The following is a 23,058-nucleotide window of genomic DNA, read 5'->3' on the forward strand; positions in this document are numbered from 1 at the left end:
TTATCAGTCTTTTGTGATATAGCCAAGCTCCTGTAGTTTATTAAATACTGCCTCTCCCATCGCCTGCTGTGCTTCATAAGTCGCAGATGGCTGAGCTGTTACACTTGCAAGACTGATGTAATGTTCACCCCACTTCTGGCTGAGCACCTGATCCAGTGCATCAGCAGTTACGCTTCCATCCAGCGGGATGGTTCCTACTACGATAAAATCATCTTTATACTGGAAAGTATTTAAGATCTGTTCCTGCTGCTCTGCAAGTTCTGCAGGATCATGGTTCCATCCACCGTAGTATCCCATAAAGATAACCGGAATGCAGTCCATGTCATTTCTGGTTGTCTCTTCTTCTGTAAGGTCACGGATTCCTGTTTCTGTTACATTCATCTGTGCACCGTTTGCCGCCTGCTGATGTTTCGTGATATAACCCTGAAGAGTTTCATCGCTTACTCCTGCCATCTTCATCATGGAAAGAGTTCCACCTGCCTGAAGTGTCTTATTCACAACTGTCAGGTTGTATCCGTTATCTGTCAGAAGTTTCTGAAGTACTGCCATATAAGAATAGGTATTGGATGCATCTCCATTAATCAGATCATCTCCCCAGCATACAACGCCTGAGATTGTTCTTGCAGTTTCTTCATCAGCATTCTCTTCTGCATTCTCTGTATCATCAGCCTCTGCTGCGTCTTCTTTCTGATTGTTCTTCTTGCTTTTCTTGTCTGTATTATCTGTTTCTGAAGATTCTTCCTCATCTTTTGATGCTTTCTCAAGTTCTGCAGCATGTTCTTTCACTGCATCATAATCTTCGATTCCTATGTGCTGATCACCGGCAAGCTCGGTCAGTCTCTGTGATTCTTCCTGTTCGGTTTTATAATTCATTGCAAGGAGAAATCCAAGCAGTCCCACCAGCAGAATACAGATAAATCCCAATAAGATATTTGTCTTTTTTCCTTTTTTCTTTCTATTTCTGCTCACTTTTCCCGATCTTCCTTTACTATTTGATTATGGTTTGCATCACCTTTGGCGATAGATTCTCATTATTTCTGGGACTCATCGCTTCTGCGATAGTATTCACCATAATGCTTGTAGTAAGAAGAATAATATTTGTCGTCTGTGGTGTCTATCTTGTTCATAACAGCGCCCAGAACACGGCATCCGCTTCTCTCCAGCTGTGCAAAAGCTTTCTGTGCATCTCTGTATCTTACGTTTCCAGGCTGGATAAGGAAAATCGCTCCATCACAGCAGCCACCGATTACGGCAGCGTCAATTACAGTTCCGATAGGCGGAGTGTCAATCAGTATGTAGTTATAATATTCTCTGACCTCTTTCAGGAAAACCTTGAAAATGTTCTCACTGAGAAGTCCGGACGGGTTTGGTGCTGCAGGTCCGCCGAAAATGATATCCATATTCGGGAAGTTTGTTTCGTAGATAATCTCCTGCAGTCCTACCTGACCACTAAGAAGCTGGGAGAGTCCTTTGACTTCCTCTTCTACTCCCAGACGGCCTGCATAGGCTGTTTTTCTGATATCAGCATCCAGAAGAAGGACTTTCTTACCGATGCTTCCAAGCTCCTGTGCCAGGCTGAGAACAACATCACTCTTACCTTCATTTGGATAACAGCTTGTAACCAGAATTGTCTTAATACTCTGACCGGACAACTGGATATTTGTACGAAGAGTCTTGATCGCCTCGCCGTAGAAATAGTCCGGTTTTCTTTTATCTGTTAAATTGAGTTTCTTCATTGATCAGATTCCTCCATTAATTTAGCGGTGTTTCTTGCTCTTCTTATTGCTCTTCGGTTTCTTGTTCTTCATATTTACATAGTCTTTTCTGTCAGGAACCTTGGCAAGAACAGTAACTCCCAGATATTTCTCAATATCCTCTTCTGTCTTAATGGTATCATCCATTACTGCATATACAACTACGATAGCTGCGCATGCAAGGAATCCAAGTAAGAATCCGATTGCTGTATTCTTCGGTACACTTGGTGATGTTCTCTCTGTAGCAACCTTACCAACTTCGATGATCTTAGGCGGGATAACTTCCATCTTATCCCCAATATAAGAAGAAGAAACAGTTGCAATCTCATCAACAATCTTCTTCGCCATTGTAGAATCTGCATTATCGACTGTGATTTCAAGAATACGGGTATCTGTAGGATTATTGATCGTTACATCCTTCTTCAGATCCTCTGCTGTCATATCCAGATTCAGATTTGTGATGACCTGTTCCAGTACCGGAGTACTTGTGATCAGTACTGTGTAGTCACTGGTCAGACTTGCACCTAACTGCAGGTCTGCCAGAGACGTAAGTGTTGTCTCTTTTGAGAGCACCAGCATACTGGATGTGGAACTGTAAATCGGCGTCATCAGAAACTGTGTAGTTGTAGCTCCGATACATCCTCCTATAAGGGCAACCATCAATACCAGCAGAATTCTCTTCTTAAGTGCACGGAATATCTCCAGTAAATCAATTTCGACTTCATCATCGTTGACATCAAGTGTCTGCACTCTGCTACTCTCAACCTTGCTGTTCAAATTGTCTAACATTTGATATTTTCCTTTTCCCTTTTCTCATTGTATATTTTGACATAAACCGACTTTATTGTATCTTAGTAGAACGCAAAAGTCAATCCACATGGGGTTTATTCTTTAAAATTTCCTCTGGATTATGGATAAAAAGTTCATCTGCATAGTCCTGGCCCAGCTTTTTGGCGGTCATTTTGTATGCTTCGCCGATTCTGGTGATGCGTTGTGTGCTGTTGTGGCAGTCCGATCCTACGAAATGGATCAGACCGTATTTCATTGCCTTGTTGCAATAGCGGCGTGTGAAAAAGCCGTCTTTTCCAATAATGCTGTCTGCATTGATCTGCATATATGCCCCCATATTGACCAGGTCTTCTACGAAATCCAGATTTATCCGTGTTGCTTCGTATCGTTCGATATGTGCAACAATTGGTTTATAGCCTCCGGATAGTAAAGCGCTGATTCGTTCATGTATGTAATTTTCTTCAGAATTATGGGAAAACTCTGTCAGTACGTAACGAGAATCTGCCATTGTCATTACTTTCTTCTCTCTGAGCATTGGCAGCATTTCCATAGTAGAATGGAATTCACATCCAAGGTATACATGGAGATCCGGGCTGATCTCTGCTGCTGCTTTCTCTACCAGTTTGAACTGCTCTTTTACTTTTTCCACAGGTGTCTCAAACATGCGGAAACGAAAATGTGGGGTTGCTATAATGTTTCTTACTCCCTGCTTATACTCCATCCGGAGCAGTTTTCTGGTTTCTTCTATGTCTGTTGCTCCGTCGTCCACTCCGGGTACTATGTGACAATGTATGTCGAAAATTCCCTTTTCGGACATTTATACATTCCTTCTTTCTTAGTTTTTTACTATCTATTTCTGATGGTGCCATATTCCCCCCACTTAAATCTTACAGATTTTGAAGTGGGGGTTCCTGCTCGATTGCCCTTCAGGGCAACGCTAAAACAGGCATCCGTTTGCGGATTTTTTTTGCGGTTACGCACATTTTTTATATATTCTTTTTCTTTCAGGATAGCTTCTCTACGCTTCATATTAAACATAGGTTACTGACGTGTAATACTCTCAGATATAAAAGCTTTTCTTAAGCGTATGGTATTATACAGGATTTCATGCAAAAGAGCAATGAAAACTCTGCACAAAATGCAAAAAAGCAGAGAATCCGACTGTATCCGGGCAAATTCTCTGCTCTGTGACTTCTTATTCTGATTATTATTTCATATAGTTTAAAGCTTAGATACTCCTTCTACATTACATAGCAGTCATAACGGATTGCTTTTCCCTTTAAAATATAAGAAGGTTCTCTGTCTGCCAGATGTACGCTCTTCAATGGGCGTTTTACAATAATCTTAGAAGGATTTGCTTTAATTGCCGCATCAAAAAGATCTTTTTCTTCGGAGCATGGTGGTTCCAGTTTCTGGATCAGCTGCAGTTTCTTGTTGATCAGACCGGATTTCTGTCTTTCCGGGAACATGGGGTCCAGATAGATGACATCTACCGGATCCATGAGTTTCGCCAGACATTCTACGCTGTCACCTTCTACCAGTTTCATTCTGGCAGCAATGTCTTTTAATATCGGATGTTTCTTTGCACGGCGGAGAGCATCTTTGAGAAGAGCCGCGATCACAGGGTTCTGTTCGTACAGGGTAACTTCGTAGCCGTATGCTGCAAGGAGGAAACCGTCCTCTCCCATGCCTGCAGTGGCATCGATGGCTTTCAGGTTCTCTCCTTCTGCTTTGGCGGCGCGGGCCAGCATCTCATGGGAAAGTCTTCCGTTGGTGACTCTGTGAAGCATGTTTTCGAAATCTCCCTGGTACGTCAGCCCATAGCCGGTAAGGGAAACGCCTTTGGAATCAAACATTACCGTCAGATGATCTCCGGGGTTGTCTGTGATTGGTACGTTATTTTTTCTGGCAAAAGATTCTGCCATTTCTCTTTGTCCGCCTTTGCCAAGGCAGACGACTACTTTATCATTCATTGTCTTTCAGCGCTTTCTCAATTTCGTCAATTACGATCTTTAATGCTTTAATTCGGGCATATTTCTTATCAACAGATTCCAGTACATGCCATGGAGCAAAAGATGTATTGGTTTTTTGAAGCATCTCATCTACTGCAACTTCGTAAGCATCCCATTTCTCACGGTTTCGCCAATCTTCATCCGTGATCTTCCACTGTTTTTCAGGATTGTTCTGACGCTCCTGGAAGCGTTCCAGCTGAGTGTCTTTGTCGATCTGTACCCAGAATTTAATGATAACTGCGCCCCAGTCCTTGAGTTCTTTTTCAAACTCGTTCATCTCGTTGTAGGCACGTTTCCAGTCGTTCTCGCTGCAGAAGCCTTCCAGACGCTCTACCATAACTCTGCCGTACCAGGTTCTGTCAAAAATAGCGATGTGACCATCTTTTGGAAGTCTTGTCCAGAAACGCCATAAATAGTGTCTGGCTTTCTCGTGTGGTTCTGGGCTTGCGATTGGATTTACTTCATAGCCACGCGGGTCAAGGGCTTCTGTGATTCTCTTGATGTTGCCGCCTTTTCCGGCTGCGTCCCATCCTTCATAGGTAATGATAACAGGGATACGTTTTCTGTATAATTTGTTGTGGAGCTCTCCCAGTTTGCTCTGGAGATGTTTCAGCTCTGCTTTGTATTCTTCGTCATCCAGTGTCTTGTCCTTGAGATCTATATCAGCAAGACGTGGAATCTGCTCCAGTGGGAATACATTCTGAAGAATCGGGACTGAATGTGCCTGATTCTGCATGGCTACTTCGATGTTGCTTACCATAGTTTCAAGTATTTGAAGTTCTGCCCATTTTCGGTCGGATGCATCTATGATGTACCATGGCGCTGTGGATGCGTTGGTGTCGGACATATACTGCGAGAAAATCTTTGCACATTTTTTGTAATGGTCATTCTGCCATTTATCAAAGTTTGATACTCGCCATTTTGTATCCTTATGAGACAGAAGTGCTTTCTGACGCTCTTTCTGGTCTTCTTTGTCAATCTGCATGAAGAATTTCAGAACCAGATAGCCGTTGTCTGTGAGCTGACGCTCGAAGCGGCGGATACTGTCGATTCTCTGTGTGTATGTTTCTCCCTCAATTTTGCCTTCCAGACATTCTCTGCATGTCTGCTCCATCCAGCCGGAATCCAGAAATGTGAATTTTCCTGCTTCCGGGATCTGTTTGAAATAGCGGTATAGGAATGGATATCTCAGGTCTTCTGCTGTTGGTGTGGACATTGTGGCTACTTTGAAGAAACGTGGGTCTATGTTCTTGATTACTTTTCCAATAGTACTTCCCTTGCCAGAAGCGCCCCAGCCCTCGAAAAGTACAATGACTGGTATCTTGTGTTCTTTGATCTTCATCTGGAAATCATAGAGCTGATTTCTGGCAGTCTGCAGGCGTTCTTTGATTTCCTCCTTTTCCGGCATATGCGCCGGGGTCCAGTTTTTGAGCATGGTAGTGTCCCCCTTATTTTGGCTTCTGGATAAATGTTGGTTATTTTGCAAAATGGGTGTTAGTTTTTGTTACGGGCTGCATAAAAATAGTTCCATGTTACCATTTGTCTTTCTGAGTTAATGATAACATGGAACCGAAATAGAGTAAAGGCAAAAGCAGCTACATATATCGTTTTATAGCTTTCACTTTTCCATTCTCGACTTCAATATGTAAATTTCCCCCACCCTTTAAAAGTTTCTCTTTCTTCATTGGGAAACATCCTACATCATCATATTGTAAATACTTTGTTTTCGAAGTTATTGCAAATGTCTTTTTCCCATATTTTACATAATGATATTTATCACGTACTATTTTCTCTTTTTTGCTCTTTAAAAATGAGCCATAAAAAGTGATGCTCTTCGAATTAATTATTATCTTTGTTGTTCTGGGAAAATAACCTTTTTGGGATCCCTTGGTCTTATTATAATTAGTCTCATAATAAATAATACCTTGATTCTTTTTCTGTGCTGCATTTACTGGTATTACGCTCTCACACAGAATTACACATAAAAGCACGATAACTGCAATTAATGTCTTATTGAAAATATTGTTTCTTTTTATTATTGTTCCTTCTCTCTGCATTTGTCTTCCTCCGTTTCGTAGTGTGTTGTGTTTCTTGTTGGTATTATCATAACATACTTCCAATGCTCGGAACCCTTTCTTGATGAAATGCATTACTTTCCTGATAGATAACCTATTTATTTTTCTGTTCTCTACAAACTTTACATTTTGCCATATGTCTCTCCTTTCTATTGGCAGCTCTTTTTAATTTAAAAAGTTTTTATGCTTCTCTGCCTGACCGCTTATTGCTTTTTACAAATAAAGTAGTAGACTTCCTTAATTTCATTGAAATAATGATAGCATGAAAACATGTCAGCGTAAAGCTGATTTCGTCCATATAGGACTACATTTAGACTACATTTAAGTATGATTTTTTCGTTGCAATCCTACACATTTTCCTGTATAATATTAAGAAACAATTGTAACAGACAGAAGAAACGTACAAGGGCGTACAACACACATCATCGTGGTTGTATGCCTTTATTTTATATGCCAGAAGTTTGTGGACTCGGAAGCATCTGTTGCATTTTTATAAAATAAGGTATATCAAAGGAGGGCGTCTATGATCAATACTATCGCAAATTTCATTAACAGGCTGGATAGCCTGGTGTGGGGCTGGTGGATGATTCTTCTGCTGCTTGGGACACACATTTTCATGACAATCCGTACAGGTGTGATCCAGAGAAAAATCGGCACTGCTATCCGTTTATCTGTTACCAAGGATACAGAAGCTGAAGGTGAAGTCAGTCAGTTCGGTGCACTTACCACTGCACTTGCTTCTACTATTGGAACCGGAAATATCATTGGTGTGGGAACTGCTATTGCGCTTGGCGGCCCGGGGGCTGTTCTCTGGTGCTGGCTGACTGGTGTTTTTGGCATTGCAACCAAATATAGTGAGTCTCTGATCGCAGTTAAGTATCGTGTCAAAACAAAAGATGGCCGTATGCAGGGCGGCGCTATGTATGCGCTGGAACGTGGATTACATATGAAATGGCTGGCACTGCTCTTCGCCTTCTTCGGTGGATTTGCCTCCTTTGGAATCGGATGTGCTACTCAGGTTAATGCGATCGCTACGGTATGTAACGAGAACCTGAATATTTCGCCTGCATTTATCGGAATTGCAGTTGCCGCTTTGACTGCACTTGTTATCTTTGGCGGTATCAAATCAATCGCTACTGTATGCGAAAAGCTGGTTCCTTTTATGGCATTCTTTTATGTGCTTGGATGTCTGGTTATTCTGGGAATTAATTATGATTTTATTATTCCTGCTGTCAAAACGATCTGCAGTATGGCATTTACACCTGGCGCTGCTGCCGGTGGTCTGGTAGGACGCGGTATTATGATGGCTATGCAGTATGGAATTGCCAGAGGACTTTTTTCCAATGAATCTGGTATGGGCTCTGCTCCAATTGCCGCAGCTGCTGCCCAGACAAGAAATCCAGTTCGCCAGGCTCTTGTTTCCAGTACCGGAACTTTCTGGGATACGGTTGTTGTATGTCTTATGACAGGGCTTGTTCTGGTTACCAGTATTATGAAAAATCCTTCTATTGATATGGGAAATATCACTGATGGCGGTGTACTTACTACTCTGGCTTTTCAGCAGATCCCGATTCTTGGGCCTGTGATCCTGGTAGTCGGAATTATTTCTTTCGCATATTCTACAGTTCTTGGATGGGCATATTATGGTGAACGATGTGTAGAATATTTCGCAGGTAAAAAAGGGTTAATTCCTTATCGTGTTCTTTACATTGCTGTTGCCGCTATCGCACCGATTATTTCACTGAATCTGGTATGGACTGTTGCAGATATCCTTAACGCTCTGATGGCAATCCCGAACCTTGTTGCGGTTCTTTTGCTTTCTAATGTGATCGTTAAGGAGACGCGGAAGTATATTGATCATCTGGATGCGAAGGATGAGACACCGATTGAAGTTATTGATAAATGATGAGATTTTAGAAAGAGCCCGGAAACCAAACGTGAAGTTTCCGGGCTCTTTCTAAAACAATTGTTTTAAATAATCATAATCCTTTTCTGTACATTTCACTAATAATTACCTGTGCATGTTCTGATTCTTTATAATTATCTGGACACTTTATTCTTCACAGCAGACCATCCACTATACACTTTCTTTCCCAGCGTATTATAAGAATATGCCCGTATTCTGTAATAGTATTTCGTTCCTTTTCTTAATCCTGTGTTAGTGTATCTTACAGTATTTCCGGATTTGATGGTTGCTACTTTTCTATAAGAACCTGTAGTACCGACTCTACGGTAGATTTCATAGCCTTTTGCATTCTGGGATTTCTTCCAGGAGATTGTCAACCTCTTTGCAACTTTATTGGATATTCCACTGATAACCGGTTTAGAAGGCTTCACGGTATTGTTGTCAACATCATAAGCTTTATCTGTCATCTGCAGAACAGAATTTGCACCGGTTCCGTAGGTGTCTCGGGTATCCTTATCATATTTGAAATATATATTGCCGCTTTCGGTTTCGTAAGTATAACCTTTTGAAACACTGCCATAAGATGGAGTATTAAGGAAAAGATCTCCGTCCTCTCCTACTGTACCTTTATCACTGTTTGTGATGTCTGCCATGTAGTATCTGCCATCCTGCTCTACAATATTCCACATATGAGGTCCGGCACCGGTTCCGCCGTCCATGTCTCCGGTTACTGTATAACAGGTAATATCACTGAGGTCACACAGATACTGGAATGCTTTTGAATAGCCCTCGCAGACTACCTGTGTGGAATCATCTCCGTCAAACACCCAGATCAACTGCCACGGATCACCATAGCCGTCTGCGTAAGAATCCGACATTGCTTCATCATTATAGTCTGTCAGATAGCAGATCATTTCCTTATAAGCAACCAGTTTTTCTGTCACAGACGAATTCTTGAATTCATTTACAATCTGTTTTGCATTTGCCGCCGATGCCTTTGCTATATTTACCATGCTGGCATCTACCCGATATTGATCGGACGCATAGCCATTGCATACCGGCATGGATACCTCCAGATCTGTAATCCTGACAATACGTTTACCGCCACTTACTGATACAGAATAATTGTAGCTCCACTCCGTGTTGGCCGTTTTCTCATACCAGTATAATTCATAAGGACAATCTGTCCGGAGACAGCTAAGAACTTTGTCTGTATCCAGATTGTCAAAAGTCTGTGATACTTCCTTTTCTAACCGTGCTCCCGAAGCAGAAGTCTGCCAGCGGAGCCCCAGATCTGAAGTGATCTTGAACTTTGTGCTTCCACCTTTTGCTGCTATATTGGTTACTTTTGTTTTCATCTCTTCATAAAGAGCCTGCTGTGCACCGGAAAGAACACTCTCGCCAATAGAAGTGGCAGGGGCTGTAGCTGCATCTTTCTCGTAGAAGAACTGATTTGCATACTCCCCAAACAGTTCATCATTGTTTGATGAAGTATCAGTATTCAGACTGATTTTCTCTGTTACATGCACAGAACCATCCGGGAGTTCTTGTATTGTTCTTTCTGTAACTGTGAAATCATTTCCTGCTGCGGTATCATCAGTAATGCTGCTATCTGTAACATTGCTGTCCGTGATATCATCATCTGCACTATTGAATTCAGCAATGTCACCACCTGAAATCGCTTTATTCTCTCCGCCATCTGTAAAAACTGTAGCGTTGAAATCTGCATCCACATTTGACTTTCCCTGATTTTTTGCTGAAGATGTTTCTTGTTCTGTGCCATTCTCAGCAGATGGAATCTGATCCGTGTTAGAAAATGTCTCTACTCCCATCCCATCTGTAAACTCGTCTGCTGCCAGTACCGGTGCTGTCAAAGTTCCTGCTGCCAGCACGAGACTTAAACTCAAACTGATAAAACTTTTTCTTCTGTACATACTTCCTCGCTCCTTATCCTTTGTTTTTACTCAATATTTCGTTCACTTGATATCTACAAATTACCTCACCGCGAAGCAGCTCCCGCATTTTCGTTCCACTGCAATGGGTGCTAAACGTGTGACGCTGCAAGCCCTGATATCTCTCTATTAATAAAATACAAGATTTCAGGAAATGCTGCAAGTGATATGGGACAAAACGACATATTTCGGGATAGTTGGCCAGGATTACTGCATACTTGGCGTGGACTGTGGTGTCTGCATCTTCGGAAGTTTTACCGTAGCTGTCGTATTGCTGCCTGAGGAATGGCTGGATCCGCCTGAGGAATGACTTCCGGAGGAATGCGAATTATGATTGCTGTGAGAGCCATGACTGCTGTGGCTGCTTGAGGAATGAGATGCATGGCTTCCGTGAGTGCTTGATCTATGGGAACTATGGCTGCTATGAGAGCTGTGCGATCTGTGAGAACTATGAGATCTGTGTGCAGCATAGACATCACTATCTGCAAGCATAACTCCGAGGATCACCATCATAGAACCAATCATGGCAACTTTAGATCTGGAAATGTTTCCCTCTTCCTCCTGCATAAAATCCTCGATTCCTTTTTTTATCTGCGGAAAAATATCTTTCTTATCCATTCTCATACCTTCTTTCTGCTATACACCTTTGTGAGCCTTCCATTAGTGACCTGAATTGAATATACATTATTTTTAATTTTCAACGTTGCCTTACTGTTGAGTTTCCCGTTTTTCCATGTACCTTTTATATAATTTTTACTTTTCCAGGTATACGTACCGGTGCCGTTCATTTTGTCATTTTTCCAATGACCCGTGAATTTGTCCCCGTTTTTAAACCAATAAGTGCCGCTTCCGTTTCTTTTATCTTTTGAAAAATATCCTGTGAATTTGTCTTTATTTTTATATTTAACAGTTGCTTTTCCTTTCAGATAATTATTATCCCACGTTCCTGTGATAACAGTTCCATCTGCACAATAATAGGTTCCTTTTCCCTGCTTGGAAAGGAATATATCTGGCTCCTCTTCATCCGGATCACTTGATTCGCTATCATCTACATTTCCAATATAGCTATCTCCCGTATCATATGTAATGGTTTTGACAGACGCCATTACTTCACATGGCTGTCTGATTCCTAAAGTAAGTATCAGACTGATCATCACAAAAATAAAAACTTTTTTCAAATTCTTCATTCTCTTTCTCCCTCTTCTTACTGACACCAGGACTTCAGAATTTCTATAGTCTGCTTATCATTTTCATACAGTTTCTCAAACAGTACTTCCTGGATTCCTTTGTAAATACTGCATCTGTACTCCTCTTCCATTCTCGGATATACTGTCTTATATCTGGCATAACTGATCACCGGACAAGTTCCGCAGTATGGATGATATACACAGTCACAGCAATCCGTCAGTCCTTCCAGACAGGATGCATTGACAAGCACTCTACACGCAGGTGCGCTCATCAGCTGATTATAGTCGTTATCATAGACATTTCCCAGACAAAAGCTGTCATCGCCCATTTCTGCAAGCATTCTCGCCTCATCACAGCTGTATACTTTTCCGTTATAATAATATGCCATCTGCCCGATCGCACCACCGCACGGAGAACGCAGTTCCATGTAATTTCCAGCATCATGGTTAAAAAGCTTATCCAGAAAGATTCTGGCATGGCCTTCAATCATAAATATTCCTTGTCTGTTAAGTTCCAGAATATACTCAAATATCTTTCTGTAAAATTCCAGAAATTCTTCTACTGTATATCCTATGGTATCCCAGTTATCCTTTGCATATCCTAACGGTGTTAATGGACGGACAATTATCTGCTCTAATCCAAAAGCATGATACTGATCTACCAACTCTTTGTACCTTGTAAGAGAATATCTGGTAGTTGTCTGAATTGCAGATACTGAAATCTCACTTTCTTTTAACTTGTGCAGGCGCTTTTCCAATATTTTAAAAGCATTCCTGTTCAAATACGGTCGGTTCCTGTTATGGAGAAGTTCATCCCCATCCAGAGATGTACAGATCGAAACCTGATTTTCTACAAGAAACTGTATTTTTTCTTCGTCCAACAACATAAGATTAGAAACCAGTGAAAACTCAATTTCCTTATCTGTCTGTTGTGCTTTGGTATACTCTACAATATGCCGGAGTGTCTCGAAGTTCATCAGTGGTTCCCCACCCTGAAACTCAAAAGTCAGGAAATGTGACGGTGCCTGCAACGCTATGTCAACAGCCCTTTCTGCCGTCTCCAAAGTCATCTTTGTATGTCTGTCAAGGTCTGTAGATGCCTGACAGTACACGCATTGCTGATTACATTGTTTCGTCAGTACAAAGATGTGCAACGATGCTCCCTGAAAAAGATTTCTTCTGTACTCCCGGAATTCTGCGCCTGCTTTCTCCACAAAATCATAAGTGCTGCCTTCATAAAGAAAATATTCATCCTTAAGCCGGCCTGCAAGTCCCTCCTGTGGATCAAGTTTATTAGTGACAAACCGCAAAAATTCATCTTTAGTCAGAAAAATATATCTTCCTAAATCGTTCGTCAAAAGATATTTATCTCTTATCTTCTTATAATTAAAATAATTTCTTTTCATCGCATTCATCATCCTAAAACTCTGACTTTATATTTTGTATAATGATAGGTGGAGAAGAAAAATCCTCCGCATTTCAATTTTTCTCCGCACTTTTCACACTGATCGAAGTATCGGATTTTATAATCGCTGATACTGTTCTTATAGCAGTACCAGTATTTCCTGTCAAAAAGACATAATGGAAAGTTATAAAGTCCCGGTTCTATCCCGCACCTGAAGCTCTCCTCCAGTGCACTTTGCAGGTAAAACTTAAGCTCATCCATTTCTATCCAAACCAATTCTCTGTTCTTCCAGGCATTTCCCAGAACTTCCATTCCCATAATATTTATGTATCTCACAGCCGGAAATTCCTGATGAATAAACTGAATGATAGAATTTAATTCCTGATAATTCAATCTGGAAACAACAATACGTATTCCAACTTCTGCACCAGTTTCCAGCAAATGGTGAATCCCAGCCATTGTCTGGGCAAAACTTCCCGGGCATCCGGCTATCAGGTCATGTTTTCCGGGCTCTGCACTATGTACCGGAATCTCAATTTTAAATTTTTTATTGGAAAAAGCTGAAAATTTCTCCGCATATTTACGATCAGCAAAACTTCTTCCATTCGAAAGCATCAAAACTTCTGCTTCCTCTGCCTGTTCCGTCATACGCTGGATCAATGGAAGTAACTGATATTTCAACAATGTCGGCTCTCCTCCGGTGATATCTACATGACTCAGATCCGAAGGCAGTAAGGAAATGTACTCCATCAGATATTCACTTGTGATATGATTCGGTCTTGTACGGGCTTTTACCGAATCCGGACACATAATACAATTGGAATTACATTGATTTGTCACATAAACCAGCGCACTGGATGAACTTCCATCGTGAAGTCTGATTACTTTTCCCTTTTGCGTAAGTTCTATTACATCTCCATGGCAAAGGTCCTCTGTTTCGTCATTTATTATGGCAGTTTTTTCTCCATTCCTGTCAACCGCATACCAGATGTCCTCACTTTTCTCAATTCTCCAGAGACAATCATTTCTCAGATCCGTCAACTTCGTCAAATCATTCATTTTAAGCGCCATACTCCAATCAAATATGTAATCATTCCTATTAAAATAAATACCGCAAAGGGAATATATCTGACAACCATAATCTGTTCCTTACCATACTTGGACTTCTCCCATCTCTTAATGGAATCCGCTTCCTCCTGTGTAATTCTTGACTTCGTAGTCTCATCTGTAGTAGTTGGCAGCCCTTTTACTCTGGATCCATAAAACTGCTGAACCGCGAAATAAGATAAAATCATACCAGCTTTCACATCGCATGTCCGGATCCATTCATAATTAAATCTATCCGTAAATTTCAGACTAAAATGCGTTACTACAACAAGAATCACCGTCATTCCCAACGTTCTGAAATCATATCCGCCCCAAAAAGTAAAACTGAGAAGTGAATATACCGTCAGCATACAGATGGTCCATATCTTCTTATGCGGAATCCTGGCTGATACCAGCTTATTTGTCATCAAAATTCCTATCAGAGAGAAAAAAATCCTGTTACTTTCAAAATAATCTCCGAGTACATAACTGCAGGCAGTATAGACCAGAGATAGAAATAATATGGAAAACCCTATATCCCACAACTGCTCCAGCTGAATTTTTCCCTGATGAAAGGTAACTGCCCTCTCTTTGTGAAAAACTGTAAGCCACAGGGATTCTCCAATCAGATAAATATATGCCTCAATAAAAATCAGCATAAACATGATCATGGACGGAAACAACATCTTATCCGAAACTGCATACCATCCGGCAGGATAAATAAAATTTACAAACAGCCATAATTTCGAATCTCCTGCCCCCCATAACTTCCACGCAAAAAACAGAATTGCGATCACAAGTGCTGATAACAGATTCGTCAGGAACAGAGAAATAAGCTCTCTGTGCCAGAAATAATATAAAAATGCCAGCACAATTCCCGGACACATTCCTGCCTTCAGCCATTTGTTGTAAATTTTTCCCCGCTTCCAGTCTGTTACTGCTGCAACTGCACAAATAAAAACAAGATATAAAAGCATAAGGTATTCAACATGGCTTGCAAAATAATCAGTCATACAAATCACCCATATTCTTAATCGTTGCTATCAGAACATAATTTCTGAATTCATTTAATATCATCAGCGGTTCTGTCCTGCATTTTTCAAAACGCAAATGGTAATAATTGTCTTCTTCTACAACTGAGATCTCCGCAAGACTACCAAAAGCCGATACTGACATTTGAATCGCATCACGACTGTAGATTCCTTTATTTAATAACAGACTATTCTTCATCCTTCCACGCCTCTGCAATCTCTTCCAGATTATACTCTTCATCGCTGTCAGTCTCTTCTTCCGACTCTTCCTGCGGAATAAACGCACTATATAAAGCCCGTGTCACGATCAACTCACGAATCTGTCTGGTATCATTACCAATAGCCAGTTTCATACTCTGATCCAGCAATTCATTCTGAAAACGCCCTGCATCTTCAAAATCCACGGCCTTTATTCTTCCGTCAGCTGCCCGCTCCTTGCTGGAAAAAAAGATCAAATATTCGTCAGCGTTCTGATCAATTCCTATGTAGTATTCGTCCATTAACAGATATGCAGCTCGGTAAACAGCCTTCAATGGATAAATATCTTTCTTCACCTTAAAGCAGATTCTGCCATCTTCTATTCTTTCATAATCTAACATATATCAGGTCCTTTATGATTTGTAGTATTTTTCTTTATTATATACCTGTTGGAAGGGGAAATCTATCATAATTGGAGAGAAAAATCTTTTTGGAGGGAAGTTTTATTCGACATTGTTCGAGATTGGAATGAGATATAAATAAAAAAATGATTTCATGCTATCCACTTGTTTTTAAGTGTTAATGATAACATGAAACCATTTCTCTGTAAAATTACGTCAGCTTTTCTTTTTATGTAATATTGCTGACTATCATATTTGTATTAAGAATTTAATATCTCTTCCATTTAAGCTTTGAAAAGGACTTACCACTCTCATTTTTGATGATCTTCTTAGTATATGCAGGTATATGCAGAATACTCTGCCTTTGTAACTTCCTGACCCTTTACGGATTTTTTCCACCTCAATCAGGTAAAATCTTTGTCTCCTATTATTAAACTCTCTTAAATTTTCCAGAAGAATATGTATATGTATAATTTTTTCTCCATGGACCATTAGTCAAAACTACATACGTCTTTAATACTATTTTGTTATCAGAAACACTTTTAACAGATGTATTAGAAATAGAACTATTCGTTATAAACAATTTGCTCTGAACATTAAACACCGATACAAACTTTCCATTCTTATACTGATACAATTTATGCATCATCTGTTTGTCATTCATATTTGATTCAAATCTAATTGACAGAAATGTTCCACTATTCATTGTACATAAAACTGTTTCATAACGACCGCCCTGATCATCTCTTATATTACAGTTTAACGCCAACTTTTTATTGACATACACCTTTAAATGGTTATTTACATTAGAGGTCATGCTCTTTCGAGTATAAAATATATCTGCTTTTTTATCGCCAGTTACATCATACTGTTTATACGTTCTGTTCACTGCAAGATTCACTTTTGCAGGCTGCGAAGTGCCACGTGCCATAACTCCTACAGGAGTTGCCATTACTAGAGCTGTCGCCAAAATTGTTACTAACATTTTCTTTAAACTTATTTTCATCATAGTCTTTTTTCTCCCATCTGTCTTTTCTTTGTACAAATCCATAATATATAATTTTCTTCCTCTTTTATTATAAATTTGTTAACAGTATTATACTGTTTTTAACTATATATTGTTTTATTTCTGACAAAAAGCACATTTTTTATGATGAATAACATTTCAATATTCTATTTGAATGAAGTTTTTATTCGCAAAAGACATACCCAGGAAAGAGGATTCTTTCCTGGATATGCCATTCGCCTTGAAATCTTTTCTTCTGTTGATAATATGGGATAAAGCAGCGTTCTAAAGTGTCGCTGCTTATTAACCGCTGGCATTGGCAGCGGATGTTTTCTTCGGTGCCTGTGCGCACCTGCATCACATACCACATTGGATCCGTTACCTCCGTATTTTTGGTATGCTTCGCCATTCTGCCTGTGTTGCAAGACAGATTCTTACTTCAAGATATGTAAGATCCATATCTTCAAACGCGGCAAAGCGACGATTTAAAGACAAAAGACTTTTGTTTTCGGTATTTTTTGCCATGAAAATTCATCTATCACTAGAGATTTTGTAAAAATTTTTAATATCCGAATATGCCTGATTGAAAATCCAACTTAATTATAATGACAGAAAAGGGAGCCTGACCGAAATGATCAAATCTCCCCTTCAACTATTCTTACATTATATTATTCCACAGTTACACTTTTAGCCAGGTTTCTCGGCTTATCTACATCCAGACCTTTAGCTACGCTGACGTAGTATCCCAGTAACTGAAGTGGGATAACCGCCAGTGAAGTTGCAAAGTGCGGGTCTGTTTTTGGGATGTAGACGGTGAAGTCTGCGGTATCTTCTATATTATAGTGTCCGTATGTTGTAAGGCCCATAAGGTAGGCGCCACGGCTCTTGCATTCTACCATATTGGAGACTGTTTTCTCATAAAGATGATCCTGAGTGAGGACGCCAATTACGAGGGTTCCGTCTTCGATGAGGGAGATGGTGCCGTGTTTGAGTTCGCCTGCTGCGTAGGCTTCTGTGTGTACGTAGCTGACTTCTTTCATTTTCAGGCTGCCTTCCATGCTGATGGCATAATCGATGCCACGACCGATAAAGAAGGCGTCTTTTGCATTTGCCTGTTTGGCTGCGAACCACTGGATACGTTCTTTGTCGTCTTCGATGATCTTGGTGATCTTATCCGGAAGGGCTTTCAGTTCTGTGATCAGCTGCTGGTATTTCTCTTCTGTAATCTGCTCTCTTACTCTGGCGAACTGTACTGCCAGGGTATAGGAAGCGATGAGCTGAGTGCTGTATGCTTTTGTGGTTGCTACGGAGATTTCCGGACCTGCCAGGGTATAGAAAACGTTATCTGCTTCTCTGGCAATGGAAGAACCTACTACATTGACGATTCCCAGTGTACGGATACCGTTCTGCTTTGCTTCGCGGAGTGCTGCCAGACTGTCTGCTGTCTCACCGGACTGACTGACAATGATCACAAGTCCGTTTGGATCCAGGATCGGGTTTCTGTAACGGAATTCAGATGCAAGTTCTACACGTACCGGAATTCTGGCCAGGTCTTCAATTACATACTGAGCTGCCATTCCTACATGGTACGCAGAGCCGCAGGCTACAATATAAATCTGGCTGATTTTGCGGATATCCTCTTCTGTAAGACCTACTTCTGTAAGATCAATGTGATCGTCTTTGAGTACAGAATACAGAGTATCATGGACTGCTTTCGGCTGTTCATGAATCTCTTTCATCATAAAGTGCTCAAATCCGGCTTTCTCTGCTGCTTCTGCATCCCATTCGATAGTCTTTGGCTCTTTCTGGATCTCGTCACCGTCCAGATTGTAGAAAGTAATCTCACCTTTTCTGACACGGGCCATTTCCAGGTTTCCGATATAATATACGTTGCGGGTATATTTCAGGATTGCCGGGACATCAGAGGCAATATAGGATTCACCGTTCTCTACGCCAAGGATCATTGGACTGTCTTTTCTTGTCACATAAATCTCTTCCGGATAATCTTTGAACATGATTGCCATCGCATAGGAGCCACGGATACGAACCATCGCATGATTGATAGCATCTACCGGTGTACCAAGATATTTCTTATAATAATAGTCTACCAGTTTAACTGCTACCTCTGTATCTGTAGATGAATAGAATTCATATCCGTTACGGATGAGTTTATCCTTTAACTCCTGATAATTCTCAATGATTCCATTGTGGACTGCTACCACATTTCCATCATCGCTCATATGCGGATGTGCGTTTGTCTCAGATGGCTCGCCATGAGTTGCCCATCTGGTATGTCCGATTCCGCATGTACCTGGAACAGACTCTCCATCGCTGGTCTTGTCTGCAAGAACTTTCAGACGTCCTTTCGCTTTGATAATTGCTGTATCGCCTTCTCCGTCACGAACTGCCAGACCTGCTGAGTCATATCCTCTGTATTCCAGTCTGGACAAACCGTACAGCAGAATCGGTGCTGCCTGATGATTACCTGTAAATCCTACAATTCCACACATTTTCTATATTCCTCCTGAATAATTCTTCAAACCTTCAAAGTTCGCAGATTTGTTATATAAATCACTTCTTTTCTCATGTTTGTCGGTTCTGAGATTCAAATTTCCTATCATGCATACAGACATGAAAATGATTCTTCCATTTTTTGACCCTGATATCATAATGCAAAAAAACAGAGGCAAAATCTCTTCTGCCCCTGACTGAAACCTGTGATTTCGGGGTGTTTCTTTCCATATCGTGTTTCATTGTAGCATGATGTTTCACTTATGGCAAGAAAATCGCCCAAAACGATATACTCTGTTTTTATGAAAGTACTTTCGCAAACATTATTCTTTTATAATATCCTCAAGATTTTTTTATAAACAAAGGTCACCAAAACCCCGAGACACTTTATTTTACTTTCTGGCTTTTTACAGTGGACCATCCACTATATACTTTTTCGCCGTTTTTATCATATGTATAGGAACGGATTCTGTAATAATATGTGTGTCCTTTTTTCAGTTTCATATTTGTGTATCTTATGGTGGAACCAGATTGGATCACTGCTGCCTTTACATAGGAATTGGTAGTTCCTGCACGGCGGTAAATCTCATATCCTTTCGCTCCTTTTGATTTCTTCCAGCTGATCACAAGTTTGCCGGCTGTCTTGTTTGATATGCCTGTAATTGTTGTTTTTGCCGGTTTTGCGGTCAGGCCATCCGCCGAATAGGACTCCTGTGTCATCAGAAGGATAGAATTCTTTCCTGTTCCATATAATTTCTTCGTATCTGTATCGTATGCATAATGCATGTTTATGCTGTCTGTGGCATATGTATAGCCTTTGGAAATACTTCCGGAGAGTGGGGTATCCAGAAACAGCCCGCCCCCGGCTCCTACTGTACCCTCATCGCTGTTGGTGATATCTGTCAGGTAGTATTTACCATTATTTGCAACAATATTCCACATGTGAGGTCCTGCTCCAGTTCCACCGCTCATGATACCGCTTACTGTATAACAAGTAATATCACTGAGATCGCATAAGTACTGGAATGCCTTGGAATAGCCCTCACAGACTACATTGGTGCTGTCATCTCCGTCAAAGACATAAATCAGCTGCCAGGGATCTCCGTATTCATCCCAGTCCGTCACATCTTCATTATATGAAGTCAGATTGCAGATAATTTCTTTATATGCAAGAAGTTTCTCAGGTTCTGTGTAACTGCTGAATTCATTTACGATCATCTTCGCTTTGGCTGCTGCCTTCTTTGCAAGCTGTACGATTTTGGCGTTTACCTTATAGCTTCCAGATGCATAACTGTTGATCACTGGCATATATATGGAAATATTTGTAATCTTTACAGTTGTTTTGCCTCCTGTTGTAGATGTAGTATACCCATACTGCCATATGGTTGATGCTGTTTTCTCATACCAGTAGAGTTCATAAGGACAGTCTACCAGCAGGCAGTTAATGATCCTGGAAGTATTCAGTGTACCGAAACGTGAGGATACTTCTTTCTCCAGCGCTGCTCCTTTTGCTGTAGTCTGCCAGGTGAGTCCAAGATTGGAACTGATACTGAATTTCGTTGAGCCTCCCTTGGATGCCACTGTGGTGATCTTTCCTTTAAGTTCTTCATATAAGGTCTGCTGTACGCCGGTCAATACATCCTCTGCCACGGAAGTTCCAGGCAGTACGGAGATATCCTGCTCATATAGAATGCTGTTAAGGTATTCTTCCAAAAGTTGTTCATGATCCGGAATGTCTGCACTCGGAATCACGGTATCTGTCATAACTTCTGTATCATCGAAATTATCTTCCTTCGCATCTGAACTCTCTTCTCCGTTATCTGTATTCTCTTCGCCAGAGTCAAATTTCGGAATATCCTCTGTATCTGAACTGAAATCTGAAACAGTTGAAGCTGTACCATCTGTAAAATCAGACGCCGCTGCCGGTGCTGCCAGCATACCTGCTGCCAGCACCAGACTAAGTCCCAGGCTTATTATGTCTCTCTTCTTATGCATATTTAATCTCTCCTTATCTGCCGTAAAAAATAGAAAAATGGAAACATATCTGCCAATTTTTCTATATCATATCTACAATATCCTATTTCGCCAAATAAAACAAGAGATTTAAAAAGTATGTACAGTAACACGCTCTAGCGTATTGCAGCTATTTTCTTATCCGCTCTGTATTCAGTACCTGCCAGAAGTCCTCGTTCTCCTGCCAGATAGCATAAATCTGCAAGACGTTCATATTTTGTCTGCATGCATGCAATGTAGTCATCCAGGAATCTCCTTACCGGATATGGGATGTCTAGTCTCTCGTATCTGTTCTCCAGTTCAGTAAGGTCATTGTTATCCTGCTGGATGTATTTGTCTGTCATGCTCATTTCTGCCTTGAGAACAGCAAGTTTCTCCTCGTAGTTTGCTGTTAATTCCATTGCATTTATTGTATCCATTATTCTCTTTTCTCCTATTATCCTGTGTCCGTGATCTGATGTTGTTACTTCACTGCATTACTTTATATAATATATACTGTATTGAGTGTGTGTTATTTTAACCAAATCAGGTAATTCCCCTGCTTCAATTCTAAAAAGCAATAAGCATTGAGTAGGGACTTGCTTGTATCAGGAGGAGTGCAAGTTCTTCCTGATAAACTGCGAAGCAATTATTTGGTTATGTGCAAGTAGCAAAGCGGAGGATTTTATCCGCCTGACTGCTGCCGCAGCTGTGTTATGTAGAATAAAAAATCGTATATATTTTCTATATCTTGTGTTGTATTAGCAGTTATATTACATCTTTTCACATAATGTAGTGTGTTGGTTTCTGTCCTATTTCGAGTTTAATTTTAATTTTTATGCCTCTAAAAGTCAACGGAATTCGTCCGACGTTTTATGATATAATTCGACATTCATCTTGATAATACGTAGAAAAAAGCAGCTGCCCGTCATGTAACTACATGCGGGCAGCGATAAAAAAGTGGATTTTTTTCAGGTGTTGCGGATGATCCGGTTTAATTTCATGAAGTCTATGACTGCCTGTTTTCCGATCTTGCAGATTTTCTTCATGTTAATGGAATTGACTCCTCCCTGGCGGGGACGGAAAGTGATAGGCAGATATTTGATGGTACATCCTTTTTTCTTGTAGATTACCGCCAGAAGAACGTTAGAAAGATTGAAGTTCTTCGGAATCAGGGCAATGTATCTGCGCATTGTTTGCGCTTTCATCAGACGATATGGAGTGTTTGCATCTGTTAGAGTTAGACCGAAACAGATACGAATAACTAATTTCAGTGTTTTGGTCACAAATACACGGGAAAATCCGTCTTGTCTGTCCTTTCTCCACCCGATAACCATGTCGTATTTCTGTCTGCGGTTCCAGAACGGTTCAAACTCTTCCGGAAGTGTCTGACCATCGGAATCTGTCTGGAATATGTAGTCTGCACCGTTCTTCAGAGCATATTTATACCCGTATAGCACGGTTGCTCCATGTCCACCGTTTGGCTTTGTCAGCGGAGTCAGAAGCGGTCGTGTTTCAGCGCATTGTTTTAATTTCTCATATGTGGAATCTTTGCTTCCGTCGTCAATGATCACCAAGCGGGACTGACCATTCCCATTATGCTTCTCTATAATGGGATACCAATCGTTGACGACCTGCTCAATGTTATCCTGTTCGTTGTATGCAGGAATAACGATATATAGCTTATCCATAGTGCCTCTCCTTTGGATGTTTTCATTACTGTCCACTTTGTCTCAGTAACGATGTTTGATGA

At 40.7% G+C, this 23,058-nt stretch carries 22 protein-coding genes; 1 reads left to right on the forward strand and 21 read right to left on the reverse strand.

Annotated elements, in window-relative coordinates:
• Positions 1-3 precede the first annotated feature (3 nt).
• The 7 genes from KQI87_RS09175 to KQI87_RS09205 all read right to left on the reverse strand — a co-directional run bounded on the left by KQI87_RS09175 (position 4) and on the right by KQI87_RS09205 (position 6,612).
• Entirely contained in the window at positions 4-969 is a 966-nt protein-coding gene (locus KQI87_RS09175; RefSeq protein WP_216459875.1) for a hypothetical protein, read from the reverse strand.
• A 62-nt stretch (positions 970-1,031) separates the two neighbouring features.
• On the reverse strand, positions 1,032-1,736 hold the full coding sequence (locus KQI87_RS09180; RefSeq protein ID WP_216459876.1) for a polysaccharide biosynthesis tyrosine autokinase: 705 nt from the start codon (positions 1,734-1,736) through the stop codon (positions 1,032-1,034).
• 21 nt (positions 1,737-1,757) lie between these two features.
• Positions 1,758-2,543: a YveK family protein gene (locus KQI87_RS09185; protein WP_216459877.1), complete on the reverse strand. Its 786-nt coding sequence runs from the start codon at positions 2,541-2,543 to the stop codon at positions 1,758-1,760.
• A 79-nt stretch (positions 2,544-2,622) separates the two neighbouring features.
• Positions 2,623-3,360: a CpsB/CapC family capsule biosynthesis tyrosine phosphatase gene (locus KQI87_RS09190; RefSeq protein ID WP_216459878.1), complete on the reverse strand. Its 738-nt coding sequence runs from the start codon at positions 3,358-3,360 to the stop codon at positions 2,623-2,625.
• Between the two features lie 424 nt (positions 3,361-3,784).
• Positions 3,785-4,516 carry a class I SAM-dependent methyltransferase gene (locus KQI87_RS09195; protein WP_216459879.1) on the reverse strand — a complete coding sequence of 244 codons (732 nt, stop codon included), beginning with the start codon at positions 4,514-4,516 and terminating at the stop codon, positions 3,785-3,787.
• Positions 4,509-5,990, reverse strand: a complete 1,482-nt coding sequence (gene pap, locus KQI87_RS09200; protein ID WP_216459880.1) for a polyphosphate:AMP phosphotransferase — start codon at positions 5,988-5,990, stop codon at positions 4,509-4,511. Before pap ends, KQI87_RS09195 begins: the two co-directional genes overlap by 8 nt.
• A 160-nt stretch (positions 5,991-6,150) precedes the next feature.
• Complete coding sequence (locus tag KQI87_RS09205) at positions 6,151-6,612, reverse strand: hypothetical protein (RefSeq protein WP_216459881.1); 462 nt, start codon at positions 6,610-6,612, stop codon at positions 6,151-6,153.
• Positions 6,613-7,153: 541 nt separating this feature from the next.
• Between KQI87_RS09205 and KQI87_RS09210 the strand changes: the two genes are divergently transcribed.
• Positions 7,154-8,536, forward strand: coding sequence for an alanine/glycine:cation symporter family protein (locus KQI87_RS09210; protein ID WP_216459882.1), 1,383 nt, complete (start codon positions 7,154-7,156; stop codon positions 8,534-8,536).
• Between the two features lie 134 nt (positions 8,537-8,670).
• On the opposite strand, the gene KQI87_RS09215 is transcribed toward KQI87_RS09210, so the two are convergent.
• From KQI87_RS09215 to KQI87_RS09280, 14 genes are all read right to left on the reverse strand, one after another.
• Positions 8,671-10,470 (reverse strand): fibronectin type III domain-containing protein, encoded by a 1,800-nt coding sequence (locus KQI87_RS09215; RefSeq protein WP_216459883.1) that lies wholly within the window; start codon positions 10,468-10,470, stop codon positions 8,671-8,673.
• A 225-nt stretch (positions 10,471-10,695) separates the two neighbouring features.
• Entirely contained in the window at positions 10,696-11,106 is a 411-nt protein-coding gene (gene hxsA3, locus KQI87_RS09220) for a His-Xaa-Ser repeat protein HxsA3 (protein WP_216459884.1), read from the reverse strand.
• 2 nt (positions 11,107-11,108) lie between these two features.
• Positions 11,109-11,675 (reverse strand): hypothetical protein, encoded by a 567-nt coding sequence (locus tag KQI87_RS09225; RefSeq protein ID WP_216459885.1) that lies wholly within the window; start codon positions 11,673-11,675, stop codon positions 11,109-11,111.
• A 17-nt stretch (positions 11,676-11,692) separates the two neighbouring features.
• Positions 11,693-13,081: a His-Xaa-Ser system radical SAM maturase HxsB gene (hxsB, locus tag KQI87_RS09230; protein ID WP_216459886.1), complete on the reverse strand. Its 1,389-nt coding sequence runs from the start codon at positions 13,079-13,081 to the stop codon at positions 11,693-11,695.
• An 8-nt stretch (positions 13,082-13,089) separates the two neighbouring features.
• A complete protein-coding gene (hxsC, locus tag KQI87_RS09235; protein ID WP_216459887.1) occupies positions 13,090-14,139 on the reverse strand; it encodes a His-Xaa-Ser system radical SAM maturase HxsC in 1,050 nt (349 codons plus the stop codon).
• Complete coding sequence (locus KQI87_RS09240; RefSeq protein ID WP_216459888.1) at positions 14,136-15,179, reverse strand: prepilin peptidase; 1,044 nt, start codon at positions 15,177-15,179, stop codon at positions 14,136-14,138. The genes hxsC and KQI87_RS09240 overlap by 4 nt, the downstream gene beginning before the upstream one ends.
• The gene (locus KQI87_RS09245) at positions 15,172-15,396 is read right to left on the reverse strand and encodes an HxsD-like protein (RefSeq protein WP_216459889.1); all 225 of its coding nucleotides are present in this window, start codon (positions 15,394-15,396) and stop codon (positions 15,172-15,174) included. The genes KQI87_RS09240 and KQI87_RS09245 overlap by 8 nt, the downstream gene beginning before the upstream one ends.
• Positions 15,386-15,796, reverse strand: a complete 411-nt coding sequence (gene hxsD / locus KQI87_RS09250) for a His-Xaa-Ser system protein HxsD (protein ID WP_216459890.1) — start codon at positions 15,794-15,796, stop codon at positions 15,386-15,388. The genes KQI87_RS09245 and hxsD overlap by 11 nt, the downstream gene beginning before the upstream one ends.
• Positions 15,797-16,226: 430 nt before the next feature.
• The gene (locus KQI87_RS09255) at positions 16,227-16,805 is read right to left on the reverse strand and encodes a hypothetical protein (RefSeq protein ID WP_216459891.1); all 579 of its coding nucleotides are present in this window, start codon (positions 16,803-16,805) and stop codon (positions 16,227-16,229) included.
• A gap of 181 nt (positions 16,806-16,986) precedes the next feature.
• The gene (locus KQI87_RS17230; RefSeq protein ID WP_334300732.1) at positions 16,987-17,211 is read right to left on the reverse strand and encodes a transcription termination/antitermination NusG family protein; all 225 of its coding nucleotides are present in this window, start codon (positions 17,209-17,211) and stop codon (positions 16,987-16,989) included.
• A 259-nt stretch (positions 17,212-17,470) separates the two neighbouring features.
• Positions 17,471-19,312: a glutamine--fructose-6-phosphate transaminase (isomerizing) gene (glmS, locus tag KQI87_RS09265; protein ID WP_216459892.1), complete on the reverse strand. Its 1,842-nt coding sequence runs from the start codon at positions 19,310-19,312 to the stop codon at positions 17,471-17,473.
• Between the two features lie 388 nt (positions 19,313-19,700).
• Positions 19,701-21,308 (reverse strand): fibronectin type III domain-containing protein, encoded by a 1,608-nt coding sequence (locus KQI87_RS09270; protein WP_216459893.1) that lies wholly within the window; start codon positions 21,306-21,308, stop codon positions 19,701-19,703.
• A 134-nt stretch (positions 21,309-21,442) separates the two neighbouring features.
• A complete protein-coding gene (locus tag KQI87_RS09275; RefSeq protein WP_216459894.1) occupies positions 21,443-21,745 on the reverse strand; it encodes a hypothetical protein in 303 nt (100 codons plus the stop codon).
• A 531-nt stretch (positions 21,746-22,276) separates the two neighbouring features.
• Positions 22,277-22,996: a glycosyltransferase family 2 protein gene (locus KQI87_RS09280; RefSeq protein WP_216459895.1), complete on the reverse strand. Its 720-nt coding sequence runs from the start codon at positions 22,994-22,996 to the stop codon at positions 22,277-22,279.
• Positions 22,997-23,058 lie beyond the last annotated feature (62 nt).

It is taken from the genome of Blautia sp. MSJ-9 (genome assembly GCF_018919065.1).
Lineage (GTDB): Bacteria > Bacillota > Clostridia > Lachnospirales > Lachnospiraceae > Blautia_A.

What these genes read in the sequence shown, in the direction of transcription:
- KQI87_RS09180 (WP_216459876.1), bottom strand. Translation starts at nt 1,736, where the DNA reads ATGAAGAAACTCAATTTAACAGATAAAAGAAAACCGGACTATTTCTAC.
- KQI87_RS09185 (WP_216459877.1), bottom strand. Translation starts at nt 2,543, where the DNA reads ATGTTAGACAATTTGAACAGCAAGGTTGAGAGTAGCAGAGTGCAGACA.
- KQI87_RS09190 (WP_216459878.1), bottom strand. Translation starts at nt 3,360, where the DNA reads ATGTCCGAAAAGGGAATTTTCGACATACATTGTCACATAGTACCCGGA.
- KQI87_RS09195 (WP_216459879.1), bottom strand. Translation starts at nt 4,516, where the DNA reads ATGAATGATAAAGTAGTCGTCTGCCTTGGCAAAGGCGGACAAAGAGAA.
- pap (WP_216459880.1), bottom strand. Translation starts at nt 5,990, where the DNA reads ATGCTCAAAAACTGGACCCCGGCGCATATGCCGGAAAAGGAGGAAATC.
- KQI87_RS09205 (WP_216459881.1), bottom strand. Translation starts at nt 6,612, where the DNA reads ATGCAGAGAGAAGGAACAATAATAAAAAGAAACAATATTTTCAATAAG.
- KQI87_RS09210 (WP_216459882.1), top strand. Translation starts at nt 7,154, where the DNA reads ATGATCAATACTATCGCAAATTTCATTAACAGGCTGGATAGCCTGGTG.
- KQI87_RS09215 (WP_216459883.1), bottom strand. Translation starts at nt 10,470, where the DNA reads ATGTACAGAAGAAAAAGTTTTATCAGTTTGAGTTTAAGTCTCGTGCTG.
- hxsA3 (WP_216459884.1), bottom strand. Translation starts at nt 11,106, where the DNA reads ATGGATAAGAAAGATATTTTTCCGCAGATAAAAAAAGGAATCGAGGAT.
- KQI87_RS09225 (WP_216459885.1), bottom strand. Translation starts at nt 11,675, where the DNA reads ATGAAGAATTTGAAAAAAGTTTTTATTTTTGTGATGATCAGTCTGATA.
- hxsB (WP_216459886.1), bottom strand. Translation starts at nt 13,081, where the DNA reads ATGAAAAGAAATTATTTTAATTATAAGAAGATAAGAGATAAATATCTT.
- hxsC (WP_216459887.1), bottom strand. Translation starts at nt 14,139, where the DNA reads ATGAATGATTTGACGAAGTTGACGGATCTGAGAAATGATTGTCTCTGG.
- KQI87_RS09240 (WP_216459888.1), bottom strand. Translation starts at nt 15,179, where the DNA reads ATGACTGATTATTTTGCAAGCCATGTTGAATACCTTATGCTTTTATAT.
- KQI87_RS09245 (WP_216459889.1), bottom strand. Translation starts at nt 15,396, where the DNA reads ATGAAGAATAGTCTGTTATTAAATAAAGGAATCTACAGTCGTGATGCG.
- hxsD (WP_216459890.1), bottom strand. Translation starts at nt 15,796, where the DNA reads ATGTTAGATTATGAAAGAATAGAAGATGGCAGAATCTGCTTTAAGGTG.
- KQI87_RS09255 (WP_216459891.1), bottom strand. Translation starts at nt 16,805, where the DNA reads ATGATGAAAATAAGTTTAAAGAAAATGTTAGTAACAATTTTGGCGACA.
- KQI87_RS17230 (WP_334300732.1), bottom strand. Translation starts at nt 17,211, where the DNA reads ATGGCGAAGCATACCAAAAATACGGAGGTAACGGATCCAATGTGGTAT.
- glmS (WP_216459892.1), bottom strand. Translation starts at nt 19,312, where the DNA reads ATGTGTGGAATTGTAGGATTTACAGGTAATCATCAGGCAGCACCGATT.
- KQI87_RS09270 (WP_216459893.1), bottom strand. Translation starts at nt 21,308, where the DNA reads ATGCATAAGAAGAGAGACATAATAAGCCTGGGACTTAGTCTGGTGCTG.
- KQI87_RS09275 (WP_216459894.1), bottom strand. Translation starts at nt 21,745, where the DNA reads ATGGATACAATAAATGCAATGGAATTAACAGCAAACTACGAGGAGAAA.
- KQI87_RS09280 (WP_216459895.1), bottom strand. Translation starts at nt 22,996, where the DNA reads ATGGATAAGCTATATATCGTTATTCCTGCATACAACGAACAGGATAAC.